Origin of the sequence: Microbacterium sp. ARD32 (assembly GCF_031844385.1) — a bacterium.
Lineage (GTDB): Bacteria > Actinomycetota > Actinomycetes > Actinomycetales > Microbacteriaceae > Microbacterium.
This window is the reverse complement of sequence record NZ_JAUZVD010000001.1, coordinates 245,556-264,654: the sequence shown is the minus strand read 5'-3', so window position 1 is coordinate 264,654 and position 19,099 is coordinate 245,556. Positions and strand designations below refer to the sequence as shown.

The 19,099-nt window shown below is 71.3% G+C and carries 19 protein-coding genes; 5 read left to right on the top strand and 14 right to left on the bottom strand.

Features of this window, described 5'->3' with window-relative positions:
• Positions 1-36 precede the first annotated feature (36 nt).
• Positions 37-1,455 carry a threonine synthase gene (gene thrC / locus Q9R19_RS01205; protein WP_311254527.1) on the bottom strand — a complete coding sequence of 473 codons (1,419 nt, stop codon included), beginning with the start codon at positions 1,453-1,455 and terminating at the stop codon, positions 37-39.
• Positions 1,456-1,601: 146 nt separating this feature from the next.
• Here thrC and Q9R19_RS01200 point away from each other — a divergent pair, with 146 nt between their 5' ends.
• The 3 genes from Q9R19_RS01200 (at position 1,602) to Q9R19_RS01190 (ending at position 4,229) form a co-directional block, all read left to right on the top strand.
• Positions 1,602-2,060 (top strand): carboxymuconolactone decarboxylase family protein, encoded by a 459-nt coding sequence (locus Q9R19_RS01200; RefSeq protein ID WP_311254526.1) that lies wholly within the window; start codon positions 1,602-1,604, stop codon positions 2,058-2,060.
• 97 nt (positions 2,061-2,157) lie between these two features.
• Complete coding sequence (locus Q9R19_RS01195) at positions 2,158-3,048, top strand: sigma-70 family RNA polymerase sigma factor (RefSeq protein WP_311254525.1); 891 nt, start codon at positions 2,158-2,160, stop codon at positions 3,046-3,048.
• A 107-nt stretch (positions 3,049-3,155) separates the two neighbouring features.
• Complete coding sequence (locus tag Q9R19_RS01190) at positions 3,156-4,229, top strand: FUSC family protein (protein WP_311254524.1); 1,074 nt, start codon at positions 3,156-3,158, stop codon at positions 4,227-4,229.
• A 24-nt stretch (positions 4,230-4,253) separates the two neighbouring features.
• Here Q9R19_RS01190 and Q9R19_RS01185 read toward each other — a convergent pair whose 3' ends face one another.
• The 6 genes from Q9R19_RS01185 to Q9R19_RS01160 form a co-directional block, all read right to left on the bottom strand.
• On the bottom strand, positions 4,254-5,003 hold the full coding sequence (locus Q9R19_RS01185; RefSeq protein ID WP_311254523.1) for a pyrimidine reductase family protein: 750 nt from the start codon (positions 5,001-5,003) through the stop codon (positions 4,254-4,256).
• On the bottom strand, positions 4,996-5,919 hold the full coding sequence (folP, locus tag Q9R19_RS01180) for a dihydropteroate synthase (RefSeq protein ID WP_311254522.1): 924 nt from the start codon (positions 5,917-5,919) through the stop codon (positions 4,996-4,998). The genes Q9R19_RS01185 and folP overlap by 8 nt, the downstream gene beginning before the upstream one ends.
• Positions 5,916-7,055: an FAD-dependent oxidoreductase gene (locus Q9R19_RS01175; protein ID WP_311254521.1), complete on the bottom strand. Its 1,140-nt coding sequence runs from the start codon at positions 7,053-7,055 to the stop codon at positions 5,916-5,918. The genes folP and Q9R19_RS01175 overlap by 4 nt, the downstream gene beginning before the upstream one ends.
• 41 nt (positions 7,056-7,096) lie before the next feature.
• Positions 7,097-7,744, bottom strand: coding sequence for a GTP cyclohydrolase I FolE (gene folE, locus Q9R19_RS01170; RefSeq protein WP_311255838.1), 648 nt, complete (start codon positions 7,742-7,744; stop codon positions 7,097-7,099).
• Positions 7,745-7,849: 105 nt separating this feature from the next.
• Positions 7,850-8,377 (bottom strand): putative immunity protein, encoded by a 528-nt coding sequence (locus Q9R19_RS01165; protein WP_311254520.1) that lies wholly within the window; start codon positions 8,375-8,377, stop codon positions 7,850-7,852.
• Complete coding sequence (locus Q9R19_RS01160; RefSeq protein WP_311254519.1) at positions 8,377-8,820, bottom strand: DUF6194 family protein; 444 nt, start codon at positions 8,818-8,820, stop codon at positions 8,377-8,379. Before Q9R19_RS01160 ends, Q9R19_RS01165 begins: the two co-directional genes overlap by 1 nt.
• Before the next feature lie 61 nt (positions 8,821-8,881).
• On the opposite strand from Q9R19_RS01160, the gene Q9R19_RS01155 reads away from it, so the two are divergent.
• Together Q9R19_RS01155 and Q9R19_RS01150 are read left to right on the top strand one after the other, a co-directional pair.
• The gene (locus Q9R19_RS01155) at positions 8,882-9,760 is read left to right on the top strand and encodes a MerR family DNA-binding transcriptional regulator (RefSeq protein WP_311254518.1); all 879 of its coding nucleotides are present in this window, start codon (positions 8,882-8,884) and stop codon (positions 9,758-9,760) included.
• Positions 9,757-10,407 (top strand): hypothetical protein, encoded by a 651-nt coding sequence (locus tag Q9R19_RS01150; RefSeq protein WP_311254517.1) that lies wholly within the window; start codon positions 9,757-9,759, stop codon positions 10,405-10,407. The genes Q9R19_RS01155 and Q9R19_RS01150 overlap by 4 nt, the downstream gene beginning before the upstream one ends.
• 12 nt (positions 10,408-10,419) lie before the next feature.
• On the opposite strand, the gene Q9R19_RS01145 is transcribed toward Q9R19_RS01150, so the two are convergent.
• Genes Q9R19_RS01145 through Q9R19_RS01115 form a run of 7 tightly spaced genes read right to left on the bottom strand, consistent with a single transcriptional unit; the run spans position 10,420 to position 19,048 of the window.
• The gene (locus Q9R19_RS01145) at positions 10,420-11,934 is read right to left on the bottom strand and encodes an ATP-binding protein (protein WP_311254516.1); all 1,515 of its coding nucleotides are present in this window, start codon (positions 11,932-11,934) and stop codon (positions 10,420-10,422) included.
• The gene (locus Q9R19_RS01140) at positions 11,931-12,665 is read right to left on the bottom strand and encodes a response regulator transcription factor (RefSeq protein ID WP_311254515.1); all 735 of its coding nucleotides are present in this window, start codon (positions 12,663-12,665) and stop codon (positions 11,931-11,933) included. Before Q9R19_RS01140 ends, Q9R19_RS01145 begins: the two co-directional genes overlap by 4 nt.
• Positions 12,666-12,693: 28 nt before the next feature.
• A complete protein-coding gene (locus tag Q9R19_RS01135; protein WP_311254514.1) occupies positions 12,694-14,847 on the bottom strand; it encodes an HlyD family efflux transporter periplasmic adaptor subunit in 2,154 nt (717 codons plus the stop codon).
• Entirely contained in the window at positions 14,840-15,760 is a 921-nt protein-coding gene (locus Q9R19_RS01130) for a hypothetical protein (RefSeq protein ID WP_311254513.1), read from the bottom strand. The genes Q9R19_RS01135 and Q9R19_RS01130 overlap by 8 nt, the downstream gene beginning before the upstream one ends.
• A gap of 14 nt (positions 15,761-15,774) precedes the next feature.
• Positions 15,775-17,007 (bottom strand): ABC transporter permease, encoded by a 1,233-nt coding sequence (locus tag Q9R19_RS01125; protein ID WP_311254512.1) that lies wholly within the window; start codon positions 17,005-17,007, stop codon positions 15,775-15,777.
• Positions 17,004-17,780 (bottom strand): ABC transporter ATP-binding protein, encoded by a 777-nt coding sequence (locus Q9R19_RS01120; protein WP_311254511.1) that lies wholly within the window; start codon positions 17,778-17,780, stop codon positions 17,004-17,006. The genes Q9R19_RS01125 and Q9R19_RS01120 overlap by 4 nt, the downstream gene beginning before the upstream one ends.
• Positions 17,777-19,048 carry a biotin/lipoyl-binding protein gene (locus tag Q9R19_RS01115; RefSeq protein WP_311254510.1) on the bottom strand — a complete coding sequence of 424 codons (1,272 nt, stop codon included), beginning with the start codon at positions 19,046-19,048 and terminating at the stop codon, positions 17,777-17,779. The genes Q9R19_RS01120 and Q9R19_RS01115 overlap by 4 nt, the downstream gene beginning before the upstream one ends.
• Positions 19,049-19,099 lie beyond the last annotated feature (51 nt).

Sequence of the window (19,099 nt, the reverse complement as noted above, 5' to 3'; positions counted from 1 at the left end):
TGTTCCCCGGTCGTGCAGGTGTACCCGGGGCCGGCGTCAGTGCAGGGCGTTCGCCACGACGAAGGCGCGCAGCGCCTGCTCGTCGTCGGCCATCTCGGTGACGTGCTGCGGGGCCGCGAGCATCCGGCGCAGCTCGGCGGAGAACTCCAGGTCGACGCCGATGGCCTCGGTGATGGTCTCGGCGAACTTCTGCGGCTTGGCGGTCTCGAGCACGAGCATCGGCACGTCCTGCTCCACGTACTCGCGTGCCACCTTCACCCCGTCGGCGGTGTGCGGGTCGATGATGGTGCCGGCGCTCTCGTGCACCGAGCGGATGGTCGCCAGCCGATCCGCGTGCGTGGAGGTGCCGCTGACGATGCCGAACTCCGCCGCGAAGCGCGGCTGCTCCGCCGACAGATCTGCGAAGCCGTGCTCATCGATCGCGGCGAAGAAGTCCACCACGCGCTCGGGTGCGCGGCCGAGCAGCTCGAAGATGAAGCGCTCCAGGTTGGATGCCTTGGAGATGTCCATCGACGGGCTGGAGGTGGCGTGCGTGTCGGCGGCGGAGCGCGGCCGGTAGACGCCGGTGCGGAAGAACTCGTCGAGCACGTTGTTCTCGTTCGCCGCGAGCACGAGACGCCGGATCGGCACTCCCATCCCCTTGGCGAAGAACCCCGAGAGGATGTTGCCGAAGTTGCCGGACGGCACCGCGAACGAGACCTCGAAGCCGGTGCGGAACTCCGGCTCCACGGCATCCGTCACCCGCAGCCACGCCCAGAAGTAGTACACGACCTGCGCGGCGATGCGACCGAGGTTGATGGAGTTGACCGCGCCGAGATGCTGCGCGCGCTTGAAGTCCAGGTCGCCAGCGAGCTTCTTGACCAGGTTCTGGCAGTCGTCGAACACGCCCTCGACGGCGATGTTGTGCACGTTCGCGTCGTCGAGCGAGTACATCTGCGCGCGCTGGAACGGGCTCATCCGGCCCTGCGGCGACAGCATGAACACCGACACGCGCTCCTTGCCGCGCAGTGCGTGCTCGGCGGCGGAGCCGGTGTCGCCGCTGGTCGCGCCGACGATGTTCAGCACCTGGTCCTTGCGCTCGAGCACGTACTCGAGCACCTGGCCGAGGAACTGCATCGCCATGTCCTTGAACGCGAGGGTCGGCCCCTCCGAGAGCCCGACCAGCGTGATGCCGTCGCCGATCGAGTGCAGCGGCACGACCTCGTCGGGGAAGTCCGCGTAGGCGGCGGCGGTCATCCGCGCGAGGTCCTCGCGGGGGATGTCGGTGGCGAACAGTCCGAGCACCTCGGCGGCCAGCTGCGGGTAGGTCAGGGCGCGCCAGCGCTCGAGCGTCTCGGCGTCGACCCGGGGCAGCTCGGCGGGCACCGCGAGGCCGCCGTCGGGTGCGAGCCCTTCGAGCAGCGTCTCGCTGAACGGCTGGGCTCGCATGCCGCCACGGGTGGAGATGTACTGCACGGGAACTCCTCGGTCACGGGCTCGGGCTTCCATTCTGACAGGACGGGCGACGGGCCGAGCCCGGATGACGCATGTCACACCTCGCGCGCGCGATCCGACATACACGGTGAGGGCGTCCGGACGACGTCCACGACGGAAGGAGCATCATGACCAGGATCGACATGTCGCGCACCAACAAGCTCGGCTACGCCGCGGTGATCGGGATGGAGGCGTACTCGGGCAAGGCGGTCGAGAAGCGGCTGTACGAGCTGATCAAGCTGCGCGCGTCGATCGTGAACGGCTGCGGGTTCTGCGTCGACATGCACGCGACCGACGGCGCGAAGCACGGCATCCCGCAGCGCACCCTGCACGCGGTCGGCGCCTGGCAGCACGCGAAGAACCTGTTCGAGCCGAAAGAGCTGGCCGCCCTCGCCCTCACCGACGCGATCACGAAGCTCGGCCCCGACACCGTCACCGACGAGATCTGGAGCGTCGCCGCCGAGCACTTCTCGGAGAGCGAGCTGGGCGGAATCGTGATGGCGATCTGCACGATCAACGTGTGGAACCGGATCGCGATCGCCACGGAGATGGCGCCGCCGGTGGATGCCAAGCATCCCATCGTGTGATCAGGCGCGTTCGCGGGTCCCGTTCGGCGGCGTCGGCGGGTATCGAGGCAGCCATTCGGGACTCGCGAGCGCACGACGAAGAGGTACCGTGAACACCATGACCCCTGCTACCCCGGCCGCACGCGCCTGGGAGGCGGAGCGCGGCCGGCTGATCGGCATCGCCTACCGGATGCTGGGCGACCTGGGCCACGCCGAGGACGTCGTCTCGGAGGTCGCGATCGACGCGGTGAAGGCCGAGCGGGCGGATGCCGGGGCCGTGCGCTCGTGGCCGGCATGGCTGACCACCACGTGCGTGCGCCGGTCGATCGACCGGGTGCGGTCGCTGGCATCCGTGCGCGAGGATTACGTCGGGCACTGGCTGCCCGAGCCGGTCGCCACCTCGCGGCTTCCCGAGGATGCGGTCGCCGACCGCGAGCTGCTCTCGCTGGCCCTGCTGCATCTGGCCGAGCAGCTCACGCCCGACGCGCGCGCGGCCGTGGTGCTGCACCGCGCCTACGGGATGCCGGCGACCGAGATCGGGGAGATCCTCGAGAAGGCACCGGCCGCGGTGCGTCAGCTGATCTCGCGGGCCGAGCGCCGGCTGCGACTCGACGAGGATGCCGCTGCCCCGGCTCCCGCGGATCCACTGGCGCTCAGCGCGCTGGTCGATGCCGTGCAGGACGGGGACGTCGAGGCGCTGCTCGGACTGCTCACCGACGACAGCATCCTGTGGACCGACGGGGGCGGAGTGGTCTCGGCCACGCGCAACCCGATCTTCGGAGCCCAGAAGGTGCGCCGCTTCTACCGCGGCGTGCTCGAGAAGGCGGCGGCGTTCGACCCCGCGCGGCCCTTCACCCTCGAGCCGATCGAGGTCAACGGCGAGCCCGCGTTCGCACTGGGACACTCCGGGCGCACCGACCTGCTCTCGCTCGAGCTCGACGCGCAGGGCCGCATCCGCGGCATCCGTCAGGTCTGCAACCCGCACAAGCTGACGCGGGCGTTCGCCTGACCCGTTCGGGATTGTCCCAGAAACACGCCCGGCACGTAATCCCCTTCTCCCGCCCGCGCATCACGGCGTGGAATGGCAGCTCAGTCACCCGATGAAGGACGCCGCGCATGCCTCGACGTGGAATAGCGCAGTCTCTGCGCGACGCCGTCACGCCCGCGCGGCTGCTGCTGGCCGCGAAGACCGCCGCCGCGGTCGGGATCGCCTGGCTGGTCGCTCCGCTCATGCCCGGCGTCACCGACGACTACCCGTACTACGGGCCGTTCGGAGCGCTGATCAGCATGTATCCGACGCTGATGTCGTCCGCGCGCTCCAGCCTGCAGACCCTGCTCGGTCTCGCGGTCGGCGCGGGCCTGGCCGCGGTGGTGGTGCTCACGGTCGGACCGAATCTGTGGACGATCGTGGGCGCGGTCGGACTCGGCACGCTGATCTCCGGCACGGGCTGGTTCGGCGCCGCCCGCGAATACATCCCGGTGGCCGCGCTGTTCGTGCTCATCGTCGGGGGCTCCGACGGCGAGGACTACTCGCTCGGCTACGTCACGCAGACTGCCGTGGGGATCGTCATCGGCCTGGGCATCAATCTGGCGATCCCGCCCGCGCCGCTCGGCGCCGAGGCGATCGATCGCATCGACGCGTTCCAGCACCGCCTCGCCACCCATCTGGACGACATCGCGGATGCCGTGGCCGATTCCTGGCCGCCCGAGCACAGCTCGTGGGACGGCAGCGCGGGCGCGCTCGCCGAGACCAGCCGATCGCTGCGCGCCGCACTCGCCGAAGCGGATGAGAGCCGCCGCTGGAATCCGCGCGCCGTCTGGCGCCATCTCGACACCGGGCATGCGCACGAGCGGCTGGAGACCCTCGACGAGATCGCTCATCAGATCCGCGACATCGCCGGATGCTTGGGAGACACGATCTGGGAGCGCCCGGGAGCCCTCCCGCTCGATCCGCCTGTCGTCGAGCCGCTGTCGACGGCCACGCACGCCGTGGCGACGGCGCTCGGCGACGACCAGGACGAGGCTCTGCGAGAGCAGGCGTCGCAGGCCGTCGAAGCGCTGACGCGGGTCGTGCACACGCGCTCCATCGACACCGACGCCGTAACGGGACCGGGGGTGCTGACGGCGATGCATCTGCAGCGCGTGCTGGTGCTGCTCGGCCGCGGACCGGAGAAGGAGCAGGCCGCGTAGAACCTGCGAGCGGCCCGCACGCCCTCAGAGCAGGTAGTGCAGCAGCAGCTCGTCGCCGGATCGCAGCACCGACGCCAGCCGGGCATCCGCCGGCAGCGGCCCGGCTGCGGTACCGCGCACGATGCGCCCCGCGTCGCCCGCCTCCAGGCTGGGCGCGAGCGTCAGATGCAGGGCATCCACGACGCCGGCCGCCAGCAGGGCGCCGAACACGTGCGGGCCGCCCTCGGCGTGGATGCGATGCAGGCCGCGGGCGGCGAGATCGTCGCGCAGCCGGCGCAGGTCGGCATCCGTCTCACCCACGGTCACCACGTCGGCGACCGCGGCCAGCGCCTCGCGCCGGTCGTGCGGAGCGGATGCCACGGTGTACACGATCGGCCGCGCGGGCGCCTCCGTGAACAGCGGCGACGCGGGATCCAGGTGCAGGCTGCGGCTGACGGTGGCGAGGGTCGGATGCGGCGGCATGCCGGCCGCCATGCGCCAGCCGATGGACGCATCATCGACGCGCAGCCCGTCGTACCCCTCGTCGCGCAGCGTGCCCGCGCCGACGAGGACGACATCGGCCGGCCGGCGCAGCAGGGCGAACACACGCCGATCGGCGGCGTCTCCGAGCCCGCCGGAGAGCCCGTCGCGGGTCGCGGCGCCGTCGAGGCTGGCGATGAAGTTCGCGCGCAGCCAGGTGCGGGCGACGGGGAACGCGGTCAGTGCGAGCAGGTCGGAATCGTCGAGGTCGGATGCCGGATCCGGCCAGACGAGATCGATCGAGGCGTCAGACATTGTGCGTGGGGTGGGTGTTGTGCTCGAGCCGCACCGGTGCCCGCCAGCCCAGGATCGCCTCGACCATGCGGACCGCGTCGACGGTCTGCGGAATGTCGTGCATGCGCACGATTCTCGCCCCTTTCAGGATGCAGGCCGTCATCGCCGCGAGCGATCCGGAGAGCCGCTCGCCCTGCGGACGGTCGATCGACTCGCCGATGAAGTCCTTGTTCGACACGGCGACCAGCAGCGGGGCGCCGAGGGAGGCCATCTCGTCGAGCCGCCGCGTGATCTCCAGCGTGTGCAGGGTGTTCTTGTCGAGGTCGTGCCCGGGGTCGACGACGATCCGCTCACGCGGGATGCCGGCCGCCTCGGCGCGCGCCATCCGCTCGAGCAGGAAGGAGCGCACCTCGCCGACCACGTCGTCGTAGTGCGCGGCCGGCTTCTCCGCCCGCGGCGGTCCCACGCTGTGCGTGATCACGACGTGCGCCCGGCTGCGCGCGATGACCTCGGCCATGCGCTCGTCCCCCAGCCCGCTGGTGTCGTTGATCACCGCGGCGCCGGCGTCGATCGCGGCGGCGGCGACCGCGGCGCGGTTCGTGTCGACCGAGACGACCAGCTCGGGCCGGGCTGCGGTGATCGCGGCGACGACCGGCACCACCCGGTCGATCTCCTCCGCGGTGCTGACCGCGGGCCCGCGCCCGAACGGCACCCCGCCGACGTCGACCCAGTCCGCGCCCTGGTCGCCGGCGCGCAGCGCGCTCTGCACCGCCTGCTCCAGGGCGAAGGTCGCGCCCCTGTCGTAGAACGAGTCGGGTGTGCGGTTGATCACGGCCATCACCGCCACCTGACGGGAGAAGTCGAAGTCGCGGATGCCGATGCGGCGACGCATCCGATCGCCGGCCATGCCGGCATCCGTTCCCTCGGCCACCGTCATCGAGCCGTGCCGATGCTGTCCCGGACGGCGTCGGACGCGTCCCAGTCGTTGGCGTGCATGGCCGCCCGGACCGTGCCGTCCTTCACCCAGTAGGCGCGGAACGCGCCGCCGTGCGCGACGTCGGTGTCGCCTTCGATGTCGACGCGGTCGTAGCCCTCGGGGCCGACGCTGCCGAAGTACTCCATGCCCAGATCGTACTGATCCGTGAAGAAGTACGGCAGGTGGGTGTACGGCTCCGACGCACCGGCGAGGTTGTGCGCGGCCACCTTGCCCTGCTCGATCGCGGTGTCCCAGTGCTCCACGCGGATGCGCCGGCCGAGCACCGGATGCTGGTGGTTGGCGACGTCGCCGATGGCGTAGATGTCCGGGTCGGAGGTGCGCAGGGTCGCATCGACCAGCACGCCGTGGTCGACGTCGAGACCCGCCTTCTCGGCCAGTTCGGTCGCGGGGATCGCCCCGATGCCGACCACCACCAGATCGGCATCGGCGAGCGCCGCCTCGTCGACGGACGCGCCCAGGCGCAGATCCACGCCGTGCGCACGGTGCAGCTCGGCGAACAGCTCTGCCACCTCGGGCCCGAGCACGCCCACCAGCGGCAGGTCGGCGACCTCGTACACCGTGACCTCGGCATCCTTCTGACGAGCGGCCGACGCCACCTCCAGGCCGATCCAGCCCGCGCCGACGATGACGACCCTCGCGCCGGGTTTGAGCGCGGCGAGCAGGCGTGCACTGTCCTCGACGGTGCGCAGGTACACCGGGTTCGTGACGCGGTCGGCGACGTCGAAGTGGCGAGGGAATGCGCCGGTGGCCAGCAGCAGCTTGTCATAGGAGTGCTCCGTGACCTCCCCGCCGGCGACGGGCTCGGTGCGCAGCGTGTGCGCGGCGGAGTCGATCGAGATCACGGTGACGCCGCGCTGCAGCTTCACGTCGTTCTCGGCGTACCAGGCCTCGTCGTGCACCCGCGCGTCCTCGAGCTGCTTGCTGCCCAGCAGCACGTCCTTCGACAGCGGCGGGCGCTCGTAGGGCAGATGGTCCTCGGCGGCGTAGATCACGACATCCCCGTCGTAGCCCTTCTCCCTCAGTTCTGTTGCAGCGGTGGCGGCCGCCAGGCCCCCACCGACGATGGCGATGGTCATCTGTGCTCCTTCCGATGCTGATGACGGGTGGATGCCGGGGATCAGCGTGTGCGATCCGCGGCGAGCGCGAGGAACTCGGCGCGCGAGCGCGGGTCCTCCCGCAGGAGTCCGCGCAGCGCCGAGGTGGACGTCTTCGTCCCGGTGGCGCGAGCGCCGCGAAGGGTCATGCAGGTGTGCTCCGCCTCGATCACCACTCCGATTCCACGCGGCTGCAGGCGCGCGGCGAGCGCGTCGGCGATCTGCACGGTGAGGCGCTCCTGGGTCTGCGGGCGGCGGGCGTAGTGGTCGACGATGCGCGGGATCTTCGACAGCCCCACCACCCGGTCGGCGGGCAGGTAGGCCACATGGGCGACTCCCGTGAACGGCAGCAGGTGGTGCTCGCAGAGCGAGCGCACCGGGATGTCGCGGATCAGCACCAGCTCGTCGTAGCCCTCCGAGTTGGCGAAGGTGGTGAAGTCGAAGGGATCCGGCTGCAGCAGCTCGGCGTAGGCCTCGGCGAAGCGGCGCGGCGTGCGCGCCAGGTCGGGGGCATCCGCGGCATCCGGGTCGATGCCGAGCGCCTTCAGGAAGAGCCGGCCGGCGTGCTCGGCGGCATCCAGATCCACCGGACGGGGAGCCGCCTCGATCCGCACCCGCTGCGGACCGTCCGGCCACGCCTCGGTCGGATCCTCATCGTGCATCGCCGTCATCGTCATGGCCGACCTCCCCGTGTCTGTCGTCTCCATGACACACCCGATCGACTTCTAAAAGCAAGCCTTATTGTTTTTAGAAGGTGATCGCACGAGGCCGCGCGATCAGAGCGCCGTCTGAAGGCGCCGGATCGCCTCACCCAGGTCCCCGCGCGCGAGCAGGCCGGCGCCGAGCGGACCGGATCGGTCAGCCCCCAGCGCGGGCAGCTGCCGCAGCGCGGTCCTGACCGGTGCGGATGCCTGGGCGAGCTGCCACGCCAGCTCCGCCGCGAACACGTTCTCACCATCAGCACTCGCCAGCCGTGCCGCCCTCGCCGCATACGCAGCCGCACCCAGCGCATGAGCGCCCATGTGCGCGACCCCTGCGGCCTGGGCGGCCGCTCGTGCGGCGGCCACCGCCGCAGGCGAGCCCGCCGCGGCCGCAGCGCGCCCCGCGACGAACCGCCGACGGATCTCGCCGTCGGCGCTGAGCTCCCCTCCAGAGAACGCCCGCGCGCGGAAGATCGCATCTCTGGGGCGGCCGTCCCCGGGGCACTCCCCTTCGAACAGTGGCAGCGCGCGCTCCGCGCACCCCGCCGCCCACGCAGCGACGATCCGGCGATCGGTCAGGCTCAGCGTCTGCGCGGAGGGCATCAGCCCGCCCGCCGTGCGCGCCGCAGCATCCGCTCGCGCGCCGCCTCGTGCGCTTCACGCAGCAGCGCGAGCACCAGGTCCCCGGTGTGCTCCGCTGGGTTCACCACGCACACCCACCCCATCTCGCCGTACAGCGGGTGGGCCAGCATCCGGTCGGTGTCGCCCGGACTCGCGTCGGCATCCGTCACCCGAGCCGCGCTGTCCCGACCGACGTGGATGTTCACCCGGAACCTGTCCGAGCCGAGCGAGAAGGCGGTGTCGTCCGGATAGTCCTTCGTGACGATAGTGCCGTACGGCTGCGTCCGCTCAGGCATCACACCGTCGGGGGCGAAGTAGAAGAACGCGTCTCCCCAGGCGAGTTCGGGGTACGGCTCCCCCTCGGGCACGACGGCGAGTGCGCCGTCGAAGTCACGGACGGCCTCGATGATCTTGTGAATCTCCATACTTCAATGGTGAGCTTCATGTGCTTATGTGGACTTCAAGCGCAGGAATCCGGTGAAGCCGATGCACAACTCTCAAGAGCACGTCACCACTGCCGCGCTGGCGCGCGCAGTGGGGTACTCCACACAGCAGGTACGCGATCTCGAGCGGCTCGGGGCGCTGCCTGCGGCCGAACGTGCCTCGAACGGCTATCGCAGGTACGCGCGCACGCACGAGATCGCGCTCCGCGCGTACCGCGCGCTCGCCGTCGCGATCGGCCCCGTGGCGGCACGTTCGCTGATGCCGGTGCTGCGCACGGCATCCCTCGACGAAGCCGCCGCGCAGATCGACCAGCTGCACAGGGACATCGCTCAGTCCCGTGCCCGAGTGCGCGATGCGCTGAACGGGCTGGATGCCGTCTCGCGCGACGCCCCGACCGTCTTCGAAGACGCCGACGCGATGACGATCGGCGAACTCGCCGGCGCGCTGGGCGTGCGGCCCTCCGCGTTACGCCACTGGGAGGATCAGGGACTGATCGCGCCCGATCGAGATCCGCGCTCCGGCGCACGCCGCTACGCCGCCGACGCCACCACGGCCGCGCGGATCACCGCCGCGCTGCGGTCCGGCGGCTTCCCGCTGCCGTTGGTCGCACGCGCCATCGAACTGGTCCGCGAGCACGGTTCCGGCGAGGAGGCGAGGATGCTGCTGCAGCAGCGCCTGTCGCAGCTGGCCGAACGCAGCGTGGCGCTGCTGGCGGCATCCGGCAGACTGCACGCGCTGCTGGAGTCGAGGGATCCCGCCGGCGCAGAGGCTGACGAGGCGCCGAGGCATGCGGCGCGCGGGAGAACCGCATCGCCCGGGGGAACCGCACCCCGGGCCGGTACGCTGACAGACGCCGGGCCGCGCGACACCGCTGCGCGGACGGATGCCGAGACCGCAGCGCGAAGGACGGATGCAGGATGAGCGCGGAAGCCGATCCCCGAGTCGAATCCACGCGCCGCGTGAACCGATCGCGAGTGATCACGTTCGCGCGCATCATGCTCCCCACCTGGGACGACACGCTCGCCGCCCTCACCGCCGAGCTCAGCCGCGAGGCTGGCATCGGCGAGGGCGCCTTCCGCACCCTGTTCCCGGCCGACCGGGATCTGCTGCACGCCGTGGACGTGGAGCTGCTCGAGGAGTGCGCCCAGCGCGTGCGAGCCGCGGCCGAGAGCTTCGACGCCGCTCAGCACGAGGGTGAGGATCTCACCCTGGCACTCTCGATCGCGCTCGCCGAGATGCGCCCGCTGGACTGGAGCTCGCTGAACATCCGCCTGCGCGAGCGCCGGCTCGCCGCCGCCACCGGTGCCCGCAGCGAGGACGTGATCGCCTCGGAGCGCGCCTTCCTGCCGGCGCTGCTGGACGCGTTCGAGCTGCTGCTCTCGCGGATCGGACGTCGCTTCGAATGGCAGCCCGCGCTCGGCGTGCGCGTGCTGATCCTCACCTATGAGCGCTCGTTCGAGTCGTGGATCATGTCGGGCGGCAACGAGCAGTCGTTCCCGCAGTCGTCCTACGTGCGCCAGACGCTGCCGCAGCTCCTGCTGGGCGTGAGCGCACCGGCAGAGGGCTGAGCCGCGCCGATCTCAGGCCGATGCCGCGCTGCGCGGCAGCAGCACCCGGAAGCAGGTGCGCCCGGATTCGCTCTGCACCTCGACCGTGCCGCCATGGGCTTCGACGATGGCCCGCACGATCGCCAGCCCGAGCCCCGCGCCGCCGGTGTCCCGCGTGCGGGAGTGATCCACGCGGGTGAAGCGCTCGAACAGGTCGGGGAGCGCATCGGCAGGGATGCCGGGGCCGTCGTCGATCACCTCGACCGTGGCCGTACTGGCATCCGCCTGCATCCGCACCTGCACGCGCGTACCCGCCGGCGTGTGCGTGCGTGCGTTGCCCAGCAGATTCGAGAACACCTGGTGCAGGCGTTCCGGATCGGCGTCCACCTCGACCTCCAGCATGTGCTCGGGCAGGTCGAGCTGCCAGACGTGCTCGGGCCCGGCGACGTGCGCGTCGGCAACGGCATCCGCCAGCACCGCGGCGACCGCGGTGGGCTCTCGACGCAGCTCGCGTCCCTCGTCGAGCCGGGCCAGCAGCAGCAGGTCCTCGACCATCGAGGTCATCCGCACGGATTCGGCGCCGATGCGCTGCAGCGGGCGCCGCAGCGGCTCAGGAACGTCGATCGCGTCCCCCTCGGCCAGGTCGGTGTATCCGCGGATGACGGCCAGCGGCGTGCGCAGCTCGTGACTGGCATCCGAGATGAACCGTCGCAGCTTCTGCTCCCCGGCATCGCGGGCGACCAGCGCCTGCTCGACGCTGTTGAGCAGGTCGTTCAGAGCGAGCCCGACCCTGCCCACCTCGGTGCGCGGCGACGTGTCGGCCGCCGGTACGCGTTCGGGCACCGACACCTTCGACTCCATCGGATGCTGCGACACCCGGGTCGCGATGCCCGCCACTCGATCGAGCGGGCGGATCGCCACCCGGATGATCAGCCAGCCGAGCAGCACCGCCAGCAGCAGCCCGGCGGCGCTGACCAGTGCGGTGTTGGCGATCAGGCTCGCGGTGGTCTGCTCGACGTCGCGCAGCGACAGGCCGTTCACCGCGACCACCCGTCCCCTGTCGGCCTCGGTGCGGATCACCCGGTAGTCACCCAGATCGCCGCCCAGATCGATCGTCACCGCCGTGTGCGCGGCGTCAAGCGCCAGCAGCGCATCGAGCTGCTTGTCTGAGAAGTCGTGCGCGGTGCCGTCGTCGGCCACGTAGCCGGCCGACAGGGTCTTGCCCTCCACCACCAGCAACCCGATCGCACCGGCGCCCTGCCCTGGCAGGAACTCGGTCACCGGCCGGGGCGGCTGGTCGCGCGGAGGGCGGTCACCGGGGGCGCGGTCGAACACCATGCGCGTGCGCTCTGCCGCGCCGATCAGCTGCTGGTCCAGGCGTGCGATCAGCTGCGAGTGCGAGGCGGTGACCGTGAGGACGCCGTTGGTGACCGCGATCGCGGCGACCAGCAGCGTGAGCCCCAGCAGCAGTCGGCCGCGCAGCGACCAGGGCCCGCGCCGCCCCGGGAACGGGCCACGGCGGTGTGAGGACGGCGCGTCGGCGCTCATCCGTCGGCCGCCGGCTTGAGCATGTACCCCACACCGCGGATGGTGTGGATCATCGGCGGCCCGAGAGTGTCGATCTTGCGGCGCAAGTACGAGATGTACAGGTCGACGACGGTGGAGCGGCCGTCGTAGTCGTAGTCCCACACGTTGTCGAGGATCTGCGCCTTGCTGTGCACGCGACGCGGGTTGCGCATCAGGAACCGCAGCAGCTGGAACTCGGTGGGCGACAGCTCCACGGCCACGCCGGCCCGTGCGACCTCGTAGCTGTCCTCGTCGAGGCTCAGGTCACCCACCGTGATCAGCGGACCCGTGCTCTCGGCATCCAGCCAGGCCGTGCGGCGCACGAGCCCCTGCAGACGCGCGACCACCTCGCCGAGGTTGAACGGCTTGGTGACGTAGTCGTCGCCCCCGGCATCCAGCCCGGCCAGCCGGTCATCGAGCGAATCCTTCGCGGTCAGGAACAGCACGGGGGCGTCGACGCCGCTCTCGCGAAGCCGCTGCAGCACGGTCAGGCCGTCGATGTCGGGGAGCATGATGTCGAGCACGATCACGTCGGGGTCGGCACTGCGGGCCGTGCGGATGGCATCCTGACCGGTGATCGCCGTCTCGACCTGCCAGCCCTCGTGTCGCAGTGCCATCGCCAGGATGTCGCACAGCGACGGCTCGTCGTCGACGACGAGGGCGCGCACGGGCGAACCGTCGACATGCGTCATCCGGGGGCGCTGCGCGCTCATCGTCGTCTCCTCTCCTGCATCGCCGTGCTCAGCCGCTGGGCGGGGTGAAGCTCTCCGGCGGCTGGAACCCGCCGGATCCACCCCGTGTCGAGCCGCTGCCGCCGAGTCCGCTCAGGCCGGTGCTCGACGAGGCGTCCTCATCACCCACCGGCTGGGTGAGATCGGCGATCACCACGCGGTCACCCGCGCTGAGGCCATCGGTGATCTCGACACGCTCGGAGCCTACCGCGCCCGGTTTCACCGTCACGGTGCGCGTCGTGTCGTCGTCGGAGAGCACCGTGACGGATGCCTTGGAGCCGTCGCGCGCGAGGGCGGAGATCGGCACGGTGAGCACGTCCTCGGCGGTTGCGAGGCTGATCTCGACGCGCGTGGTGGCGCCGATGCGAGGCTGATCGTCACCGGCGTCGACCGCGACCGTCACGGTGTACGAGGGCGTCGATGTGTCCGAGACATTCTGCACCCCGACCGCCGAGACCGTGCCGTCGTACTCGGCGTCGAAGGCCGAGAGGGAGGCCGTGGCGGTCTGCCCCACCTGCACTCCGGTGATCTGCGCAAGCGGCACCGAGAGCTCCACGATGTAGCCGTCGGCCGCCTGCACGCCGACGGCGGTGTCGCCGGAACCCGCCGTGACCGCGTCGCCCGCGGCCATCCCGAGCGAGACGACCGTGCCGGCGATGGGGCTGGAGAGCGTGGCCAGGGAGCGGTCGCGCTGCGCGACGGCGAGCGTCGCCTCGGCCGCGTCGATCGCCGCTCGATCGGCGAGGATCGTCTCTGCGGTGACGATGCCGGATCCACCGGATGCCGAGGGCGTCTGCTCACCGGTCGCCGTCTGGACGGATGCCGACTGCACGTCTGCGGTCTGCGCGGATGCCGGCTGTGAGGCCGAGTGGTAGGCGGCGACTGCAACCACGGTGGATGACCGGCCGGTATCGGACGAAGTCGATGCGCGAGCGGCGTCCGGGTCGGTGCCGGCGCCCGGCTCGACGTCGGCATCCGGCTCGGCATCCGGATCTGTCGAGGTGTCTGCATCGGATCCGCCGCCGACGGCGCCGAGCGCCTTCTGCAGGGCGGCGACGGCGCCATCGAGGGCGTCGGCGCGATCGGTCAGAGCGGACTGCTCATCGGCGGTCTGCTGCTGTAGCTGCTGGGTGCCCGATATCGCGGCCTGACAATCGGCGAGCTGCTGCTGAAGCTCCTCCGCGTCGGTGGATTCGGAGGACGGCGCATTCTCGTCGGCGGCGTCGTCCTCTGACGGTGCGGGCTCGTCGACCGCGATCGTCGCGTCGAGGAACGGCGTGCAGACGTCCTGCGCGGAAGTGAGCGACTGCGCGGACTTCTGCTGCGCCGTGGCGGCGAGCTCGTACTGGTCGAGCAGAGCCTGCTGGGCGTCGGCGACATCGGCGACCGCGGCCGTGACGGCGGCATCATCCCGGTCGTCGGAGCCCGATGGAGTGTCCCCGTCATCGCCGCCCGCATCGCCGCTCGCCTCGTCGCTGCCCGACCCGTCGCCGGGCGACGGGGTGGCGGGTGCCGTCGGCGTGGGTGTAGCCGTGGGCTCGGGCTCGGCCGTGGGCGTGGGGTCCATCCCCTCGGACGGCCGGTCGGACGAGCCGGACCCCGATCCCGCCGATCCTGACGCCGAGGGCCCGGATCCACCCGATCCCGACCCGGCCGGCCCGGCGCCGGACGTTGACCCATCGAACGCCGCGCCGCCCGACGATCCTCCCGACGAGCTTCCGGAGGAGCCGCCGTGCTGCTGCGTCTCCAGGTCGTCCTCGAGCTGCTGCTGCGCCTGGGCGAGCCGGTCCTCGGCATCCGTCACCGCGGCATCCAGCTCTTCGGTGTCGAGCGTGGCCAGCTGCTGGCCTGCCGTCACGGTCTGCCCGAGCTCCACCAGCACGCTCTGCACCGTTCCGTCGACCTGGAAGGCCACGTCGCGGTTCGCCGCCGCGGCCAGCTGTCCGGTGAGGGCGAGGGTCTGGGTGACATCGGCCCGCTCGGCGACCGCCGTGCGGTACTGGCCGGAGGCGTCACGGGTGGCGGCGTACACGGCCCCTCCACCGCAAACCAGCGCCAGGGTGGCAGCCGTGACTCCGGCGACGATGCGGCGCCGGAGCGTGCCGAGCAGCGCACGGACCGCGCCGGACACGCGCCCGGACACGGTCGCTGTCCGGTCAGTCATCCCCGTCACCGCCCTGGCCGTCTCCGGAGCTCGGCGGACCGCCGAAGCCGCCGCGGCCGCGCGAGCAGGTGCCGTCGTCGCCGGGCTGCGAGAGCGTCAGCGAGGTCGCGTCGTAGCCGCCGGCGTCGTCGGCCTCGCCCTGCGCGCTCACGCACAGGCCCTGGGCGATGTCGTCGGTGGTGCCCTCGGCGGTGCGGGACACCGTGGTGTCGGCGTTCACGCTCAGCTCGGTGCTGGTGGTGGCACCCGCTTCGTCGTCGTCCGGCGCGAGCGCATCGATGGACACGGCTTCGGCGGTCACGGCCGTCACCTTCCCGATCGTGATGCCGCCACCGGGGAAGCCGCCCTGCGCGCCCTCACCCGAACCGCCGTCCGGACGATCCGTCGGCATGCCCTCGGGGCGCTCCGCAGGAATCTCGCCCGGAGCGCCGGTCGGCATCCCCTCCGGCCTCTCGCCTTCCGGGGGTGTTCCGCCGCCTGCTCCAGGTGCCGCTCCGCCTGGCGCGCCTCCGCCGGGCATGCCTGCCATCGCGCACTCGCCGTCCACCGACTCGGTGACCGTGATGCGGGTCGCGGCCTCGTCGTCCCCGCCGACGGCCAGCACGCACTCCCCGAGCTGCAGGTCGGCGACCGTGCCGCTGACGGTCGTGCGCACCGCGGTCTCCGACGTGTAGCGCACGGTCGTCTGCGCGTCGGAGGTCTGCACCTGCAACTGGCCGTCCTGCGCGGCGGCGATCACACCCGAGACGCCCGAGGGCTGGCGCGCGCCCTGCGCATCCTGCGGTGCGGCTGTCGAAGATGGTGCGGAGTCGGATGCCGTGGACGCGGCCGAGCACGCGGTGAGCGTCAGCAGCGTGGCAGCTCCTGCCGCGGCGAGCGCCAGCCGGGACCGGCGGATGCGGGTGGTGTGCATGGGTTGTCCTTCTTTCATTCACTGCGCAGCGCGTCGATGGGAGCGAGCCGAGCGGCCCGCGTGGCGGGGTAGACGCCGAAGACCAGGCCGATCGCGACCGCCATGCCCAGGGAGAGCAGCACGACGGGGACCGACACGACGAGGGAGCTGCCGATGACGGCGGGCAGCAGCCAGCAGGCCACCAGTCCCAGCACGACTCCGACCAGCCCGCCGGCGAGGCCGAGCACTCCCGCCTCGGTGAGGAACTGGTTGCGGATGGCGCCGGGTGGCGCGCCGAGCGCCTTGCGCAGCCCGATCTCGCGGGTGCGTTCCGTGACCGAGACGAGCATGATGTTCATCACACCGATGCCGCCGACCAGCAGCGAGAGCGCGGCGACACCGGTCAGCAGCACGGTGAGCGTCTGGTACACGGAGGTCGCCGTGGAGACCAGGGCAGTCTGGCTCGACACCGTGAAGTCGGCGCTGTCGGTGTCGGTGATGCCGTGCAGATTCATGAGCGTCGCGTGCACCTCCTGATAGGCGGCGGAGAGCACGGCATCCGATTCGGCCTTGACGTACACCGTCGAGACGCTGGCCGCCCGGGTGCCGCCCATCACGGTGCTCACAGCGGTGCTCATCGGGATGACGGCGACGTCGTCGAGGTCGGTGGACGAGCTGGCTCCGGCACTGGCGAGCACGCCCACGATCTCGAAGTCGGTGCCGTCGATCGTGACCGACTGCCCGACCACACCCGTACGGCCGAACAGCTCGGTGGCCGTCTGCGAACCGAGCACCACCACGTGCGCGTCGGAGTCGTAGTCCTCCTGGTCGAAGAATTCACCGAAGGCGACCTCGCGGGAGCGCACCTCGGGCCACGCGACGGTGGTGCCGGTGACCGAGGTGGTCCAGTTCGTATCGTTCGCCTCGAGCGAGAGCGAGGAGGTCTTCTCGGCAGCGACCGCCTGCACGTCGGGGACGGCGACCACCGATTCCAGCGCTGTCGCGTCATCGAGGGTGAGAGTGGCGCCGGTGCCGAACCCGCCGCGCATGCCGGATGAGTCGGTGCTCGACCCGGGCGAGACGATCAGCAGGTTGCTGCCGAGCGAGTTGATCTGCTCGCTGACATCCTTCTGCGTGCCCAGCCCCAGCCCCACGGTCACGATCACCGCGGCGATGCCGATCAGGATGCCGAGCACCGTGAGCAGCGAGCGCAGCGTGTGCGCCCGGATGGCGTGCCAGGCGGTGGCGAAGGTCTCGTTGATGCTCATGCGGCGCTCCCCTGCGATCTCCCGTTCGCGCCGGCGGCGAGCGGTGACAGTTCGTCGGAGTCGATGCGCCCGTCGCGCACCGACACGATCCGGCGCGCGCGGTGCGCCACGTCGAGTTCGTGGGTGATGAGCACGATCGTGCGGCCGTTCTCGTGCAGTTCGTCGAACAGCGCCAGCACGTCGTCGGTGGATGCCGAGTCGAGATTCCCGGTGGGCTCGTCGGCCAGGATCATCGTCGGGTCACCGGCCAGAGCCCTGGCCACCGCGACGCGCTGCTGCTGACCGCCGGAGAGCTCGCCCGGCCGGTTGCCCGGGCGGTCGGCGAGTCCGACCCTGGCCAGTGCCTGCGCGGCGCGGTCGCGGCGGATGCCGGGATCGACCCGCCCGTAGACCATCGGCAGCTCCACGTTTCGGGCCGCGGTGAGCGAGGGCAGCAGGTGGAACTGCTGGAACACGAAGCCGATCCTGCGATTGCGCACCTGGGCCAGCTGCGCCTCACTGAGGTGCTCCACGTCGTCGCCGCCCAGCCGGTACGAGCCCGAGGTGAGCACGTCGAGACAGCCCAGGATGTTCATCAGCGTGGACTTACCCGAGCCCGAGGGCCCCATGATCGCGACGTACTCGCCCTCAGTGACGGTCAGGTCGATCCCACGCAGCGCCTCGAACTCGATCTCGCCGCTGCGGTAGGTCTTGCGCGCGCCCTGCAGGTCGATCACCGGGGCGTCGAGGGCATCTGCAGAGGTGTGCTCGGCGGCATCCGCCACGACGCTCATCGGTCGCCCCCGCCGCTGCCGCTGCCGTTGCCAGCGCCGGGGAACCCGCCGCTGGGCGGCTGGAATCCGTCCGGGATCTGGCCGCCGGGGAGCTGTCCGCGACCTGGGAACTGGCCCTGGCCGCCGCCGTTCGAGTTGCCCTCGCCGGGCGTGAACGACGCCACCAGCACACCGTCGCCCTCGCTCAGCCCGGAGGTGATCTCGGTGAGCGAGCCGGAAGTCTCCCCGACCTGCACCTCGGTCTTCCTCTGCGTGCCGTCCTCGGCGACGATCGTGACCGTACTGGCTCCGTCGGCGGTCGTCACCGCGGCCGACGGGACGGTCAGCACGTCGGTGCGGCGCTCGTAGACGATGTCCACGTCGACCGAGACCCCGTCGAACAGCCCCTCTCCGTCGCCGGTGATCGCGATGGCGACCGGATACTGGGGCGAGCCGGAGGTTGTGGAGGGCACCAGGCCCACCTCGCTGACGGTGCCGAACAGCGTGTCTCCGTCGGCGGTGGTCAGCTCCACCTGCAGCCCGCTCTTCACCTGCGCGATGTCGGTCTCGCCGACGCTCACGTCCACTGACCAGGAGTCGGTGCTCACCAGTGAGATGCCTGATGCGCTGGATGCTGCGGTGGAGGACGTGCTGCTTCCGCCGCCGGACGCCGGGGCTGAGCCACCCGATGAACCAGATGAGCCGGATGCACCCGAGGTGCCGGAGATCCGATCGCCGACCTCGATGCCCACGTCGGTGATGAGCCCGGCGGCGGGTGCGACCAGCGTCGCCGCGGAGACCGCGCTCTCGGCATCCGCCACCTGCGCCTGCTGCACCTCGACAGCAGCGGCCGCCGCCGACACCCGGGCGGTCGCCGCGGTGCTGCCGTCGTTCGCGCTCTTCGCCGACGCGAGAGTCGCCTGAGCCTCGGCCAGCGAGGCTTTCGCGCTGAGCAGGTCCGCGTCGAGCTCGAGCGTGTCCACCTTCGCCAGCAGCGCCCCTTGCTCCACTGTGTCGCCCGCCTTGACGGCCACCTCGGTGACGACGCCCGACACGGTGAAGGTCACATCGTCGTTCACGGCCGGAGTGACCGTGCCGCTGGTGGTGACGACCTTCTGCATCGTCTCCAGCGTCGCCGTCGCCGTGCGCGTCGCCGGCTGCGCCTGAGGCTGCGAGGGCAGCACGAATCCCAGCATCCACACCGCGGTGCCGGCGGCGACCAGCACCACCGCGCCGACGATCAACCAGGTGCGCCGGGTGGTGCGGCGCACCAGCTCTCTGATTCCCACGAGTCCTCCTCCGCGCTCCCGTGCGGCGGATCGCTGCCGATCCGCTCACCT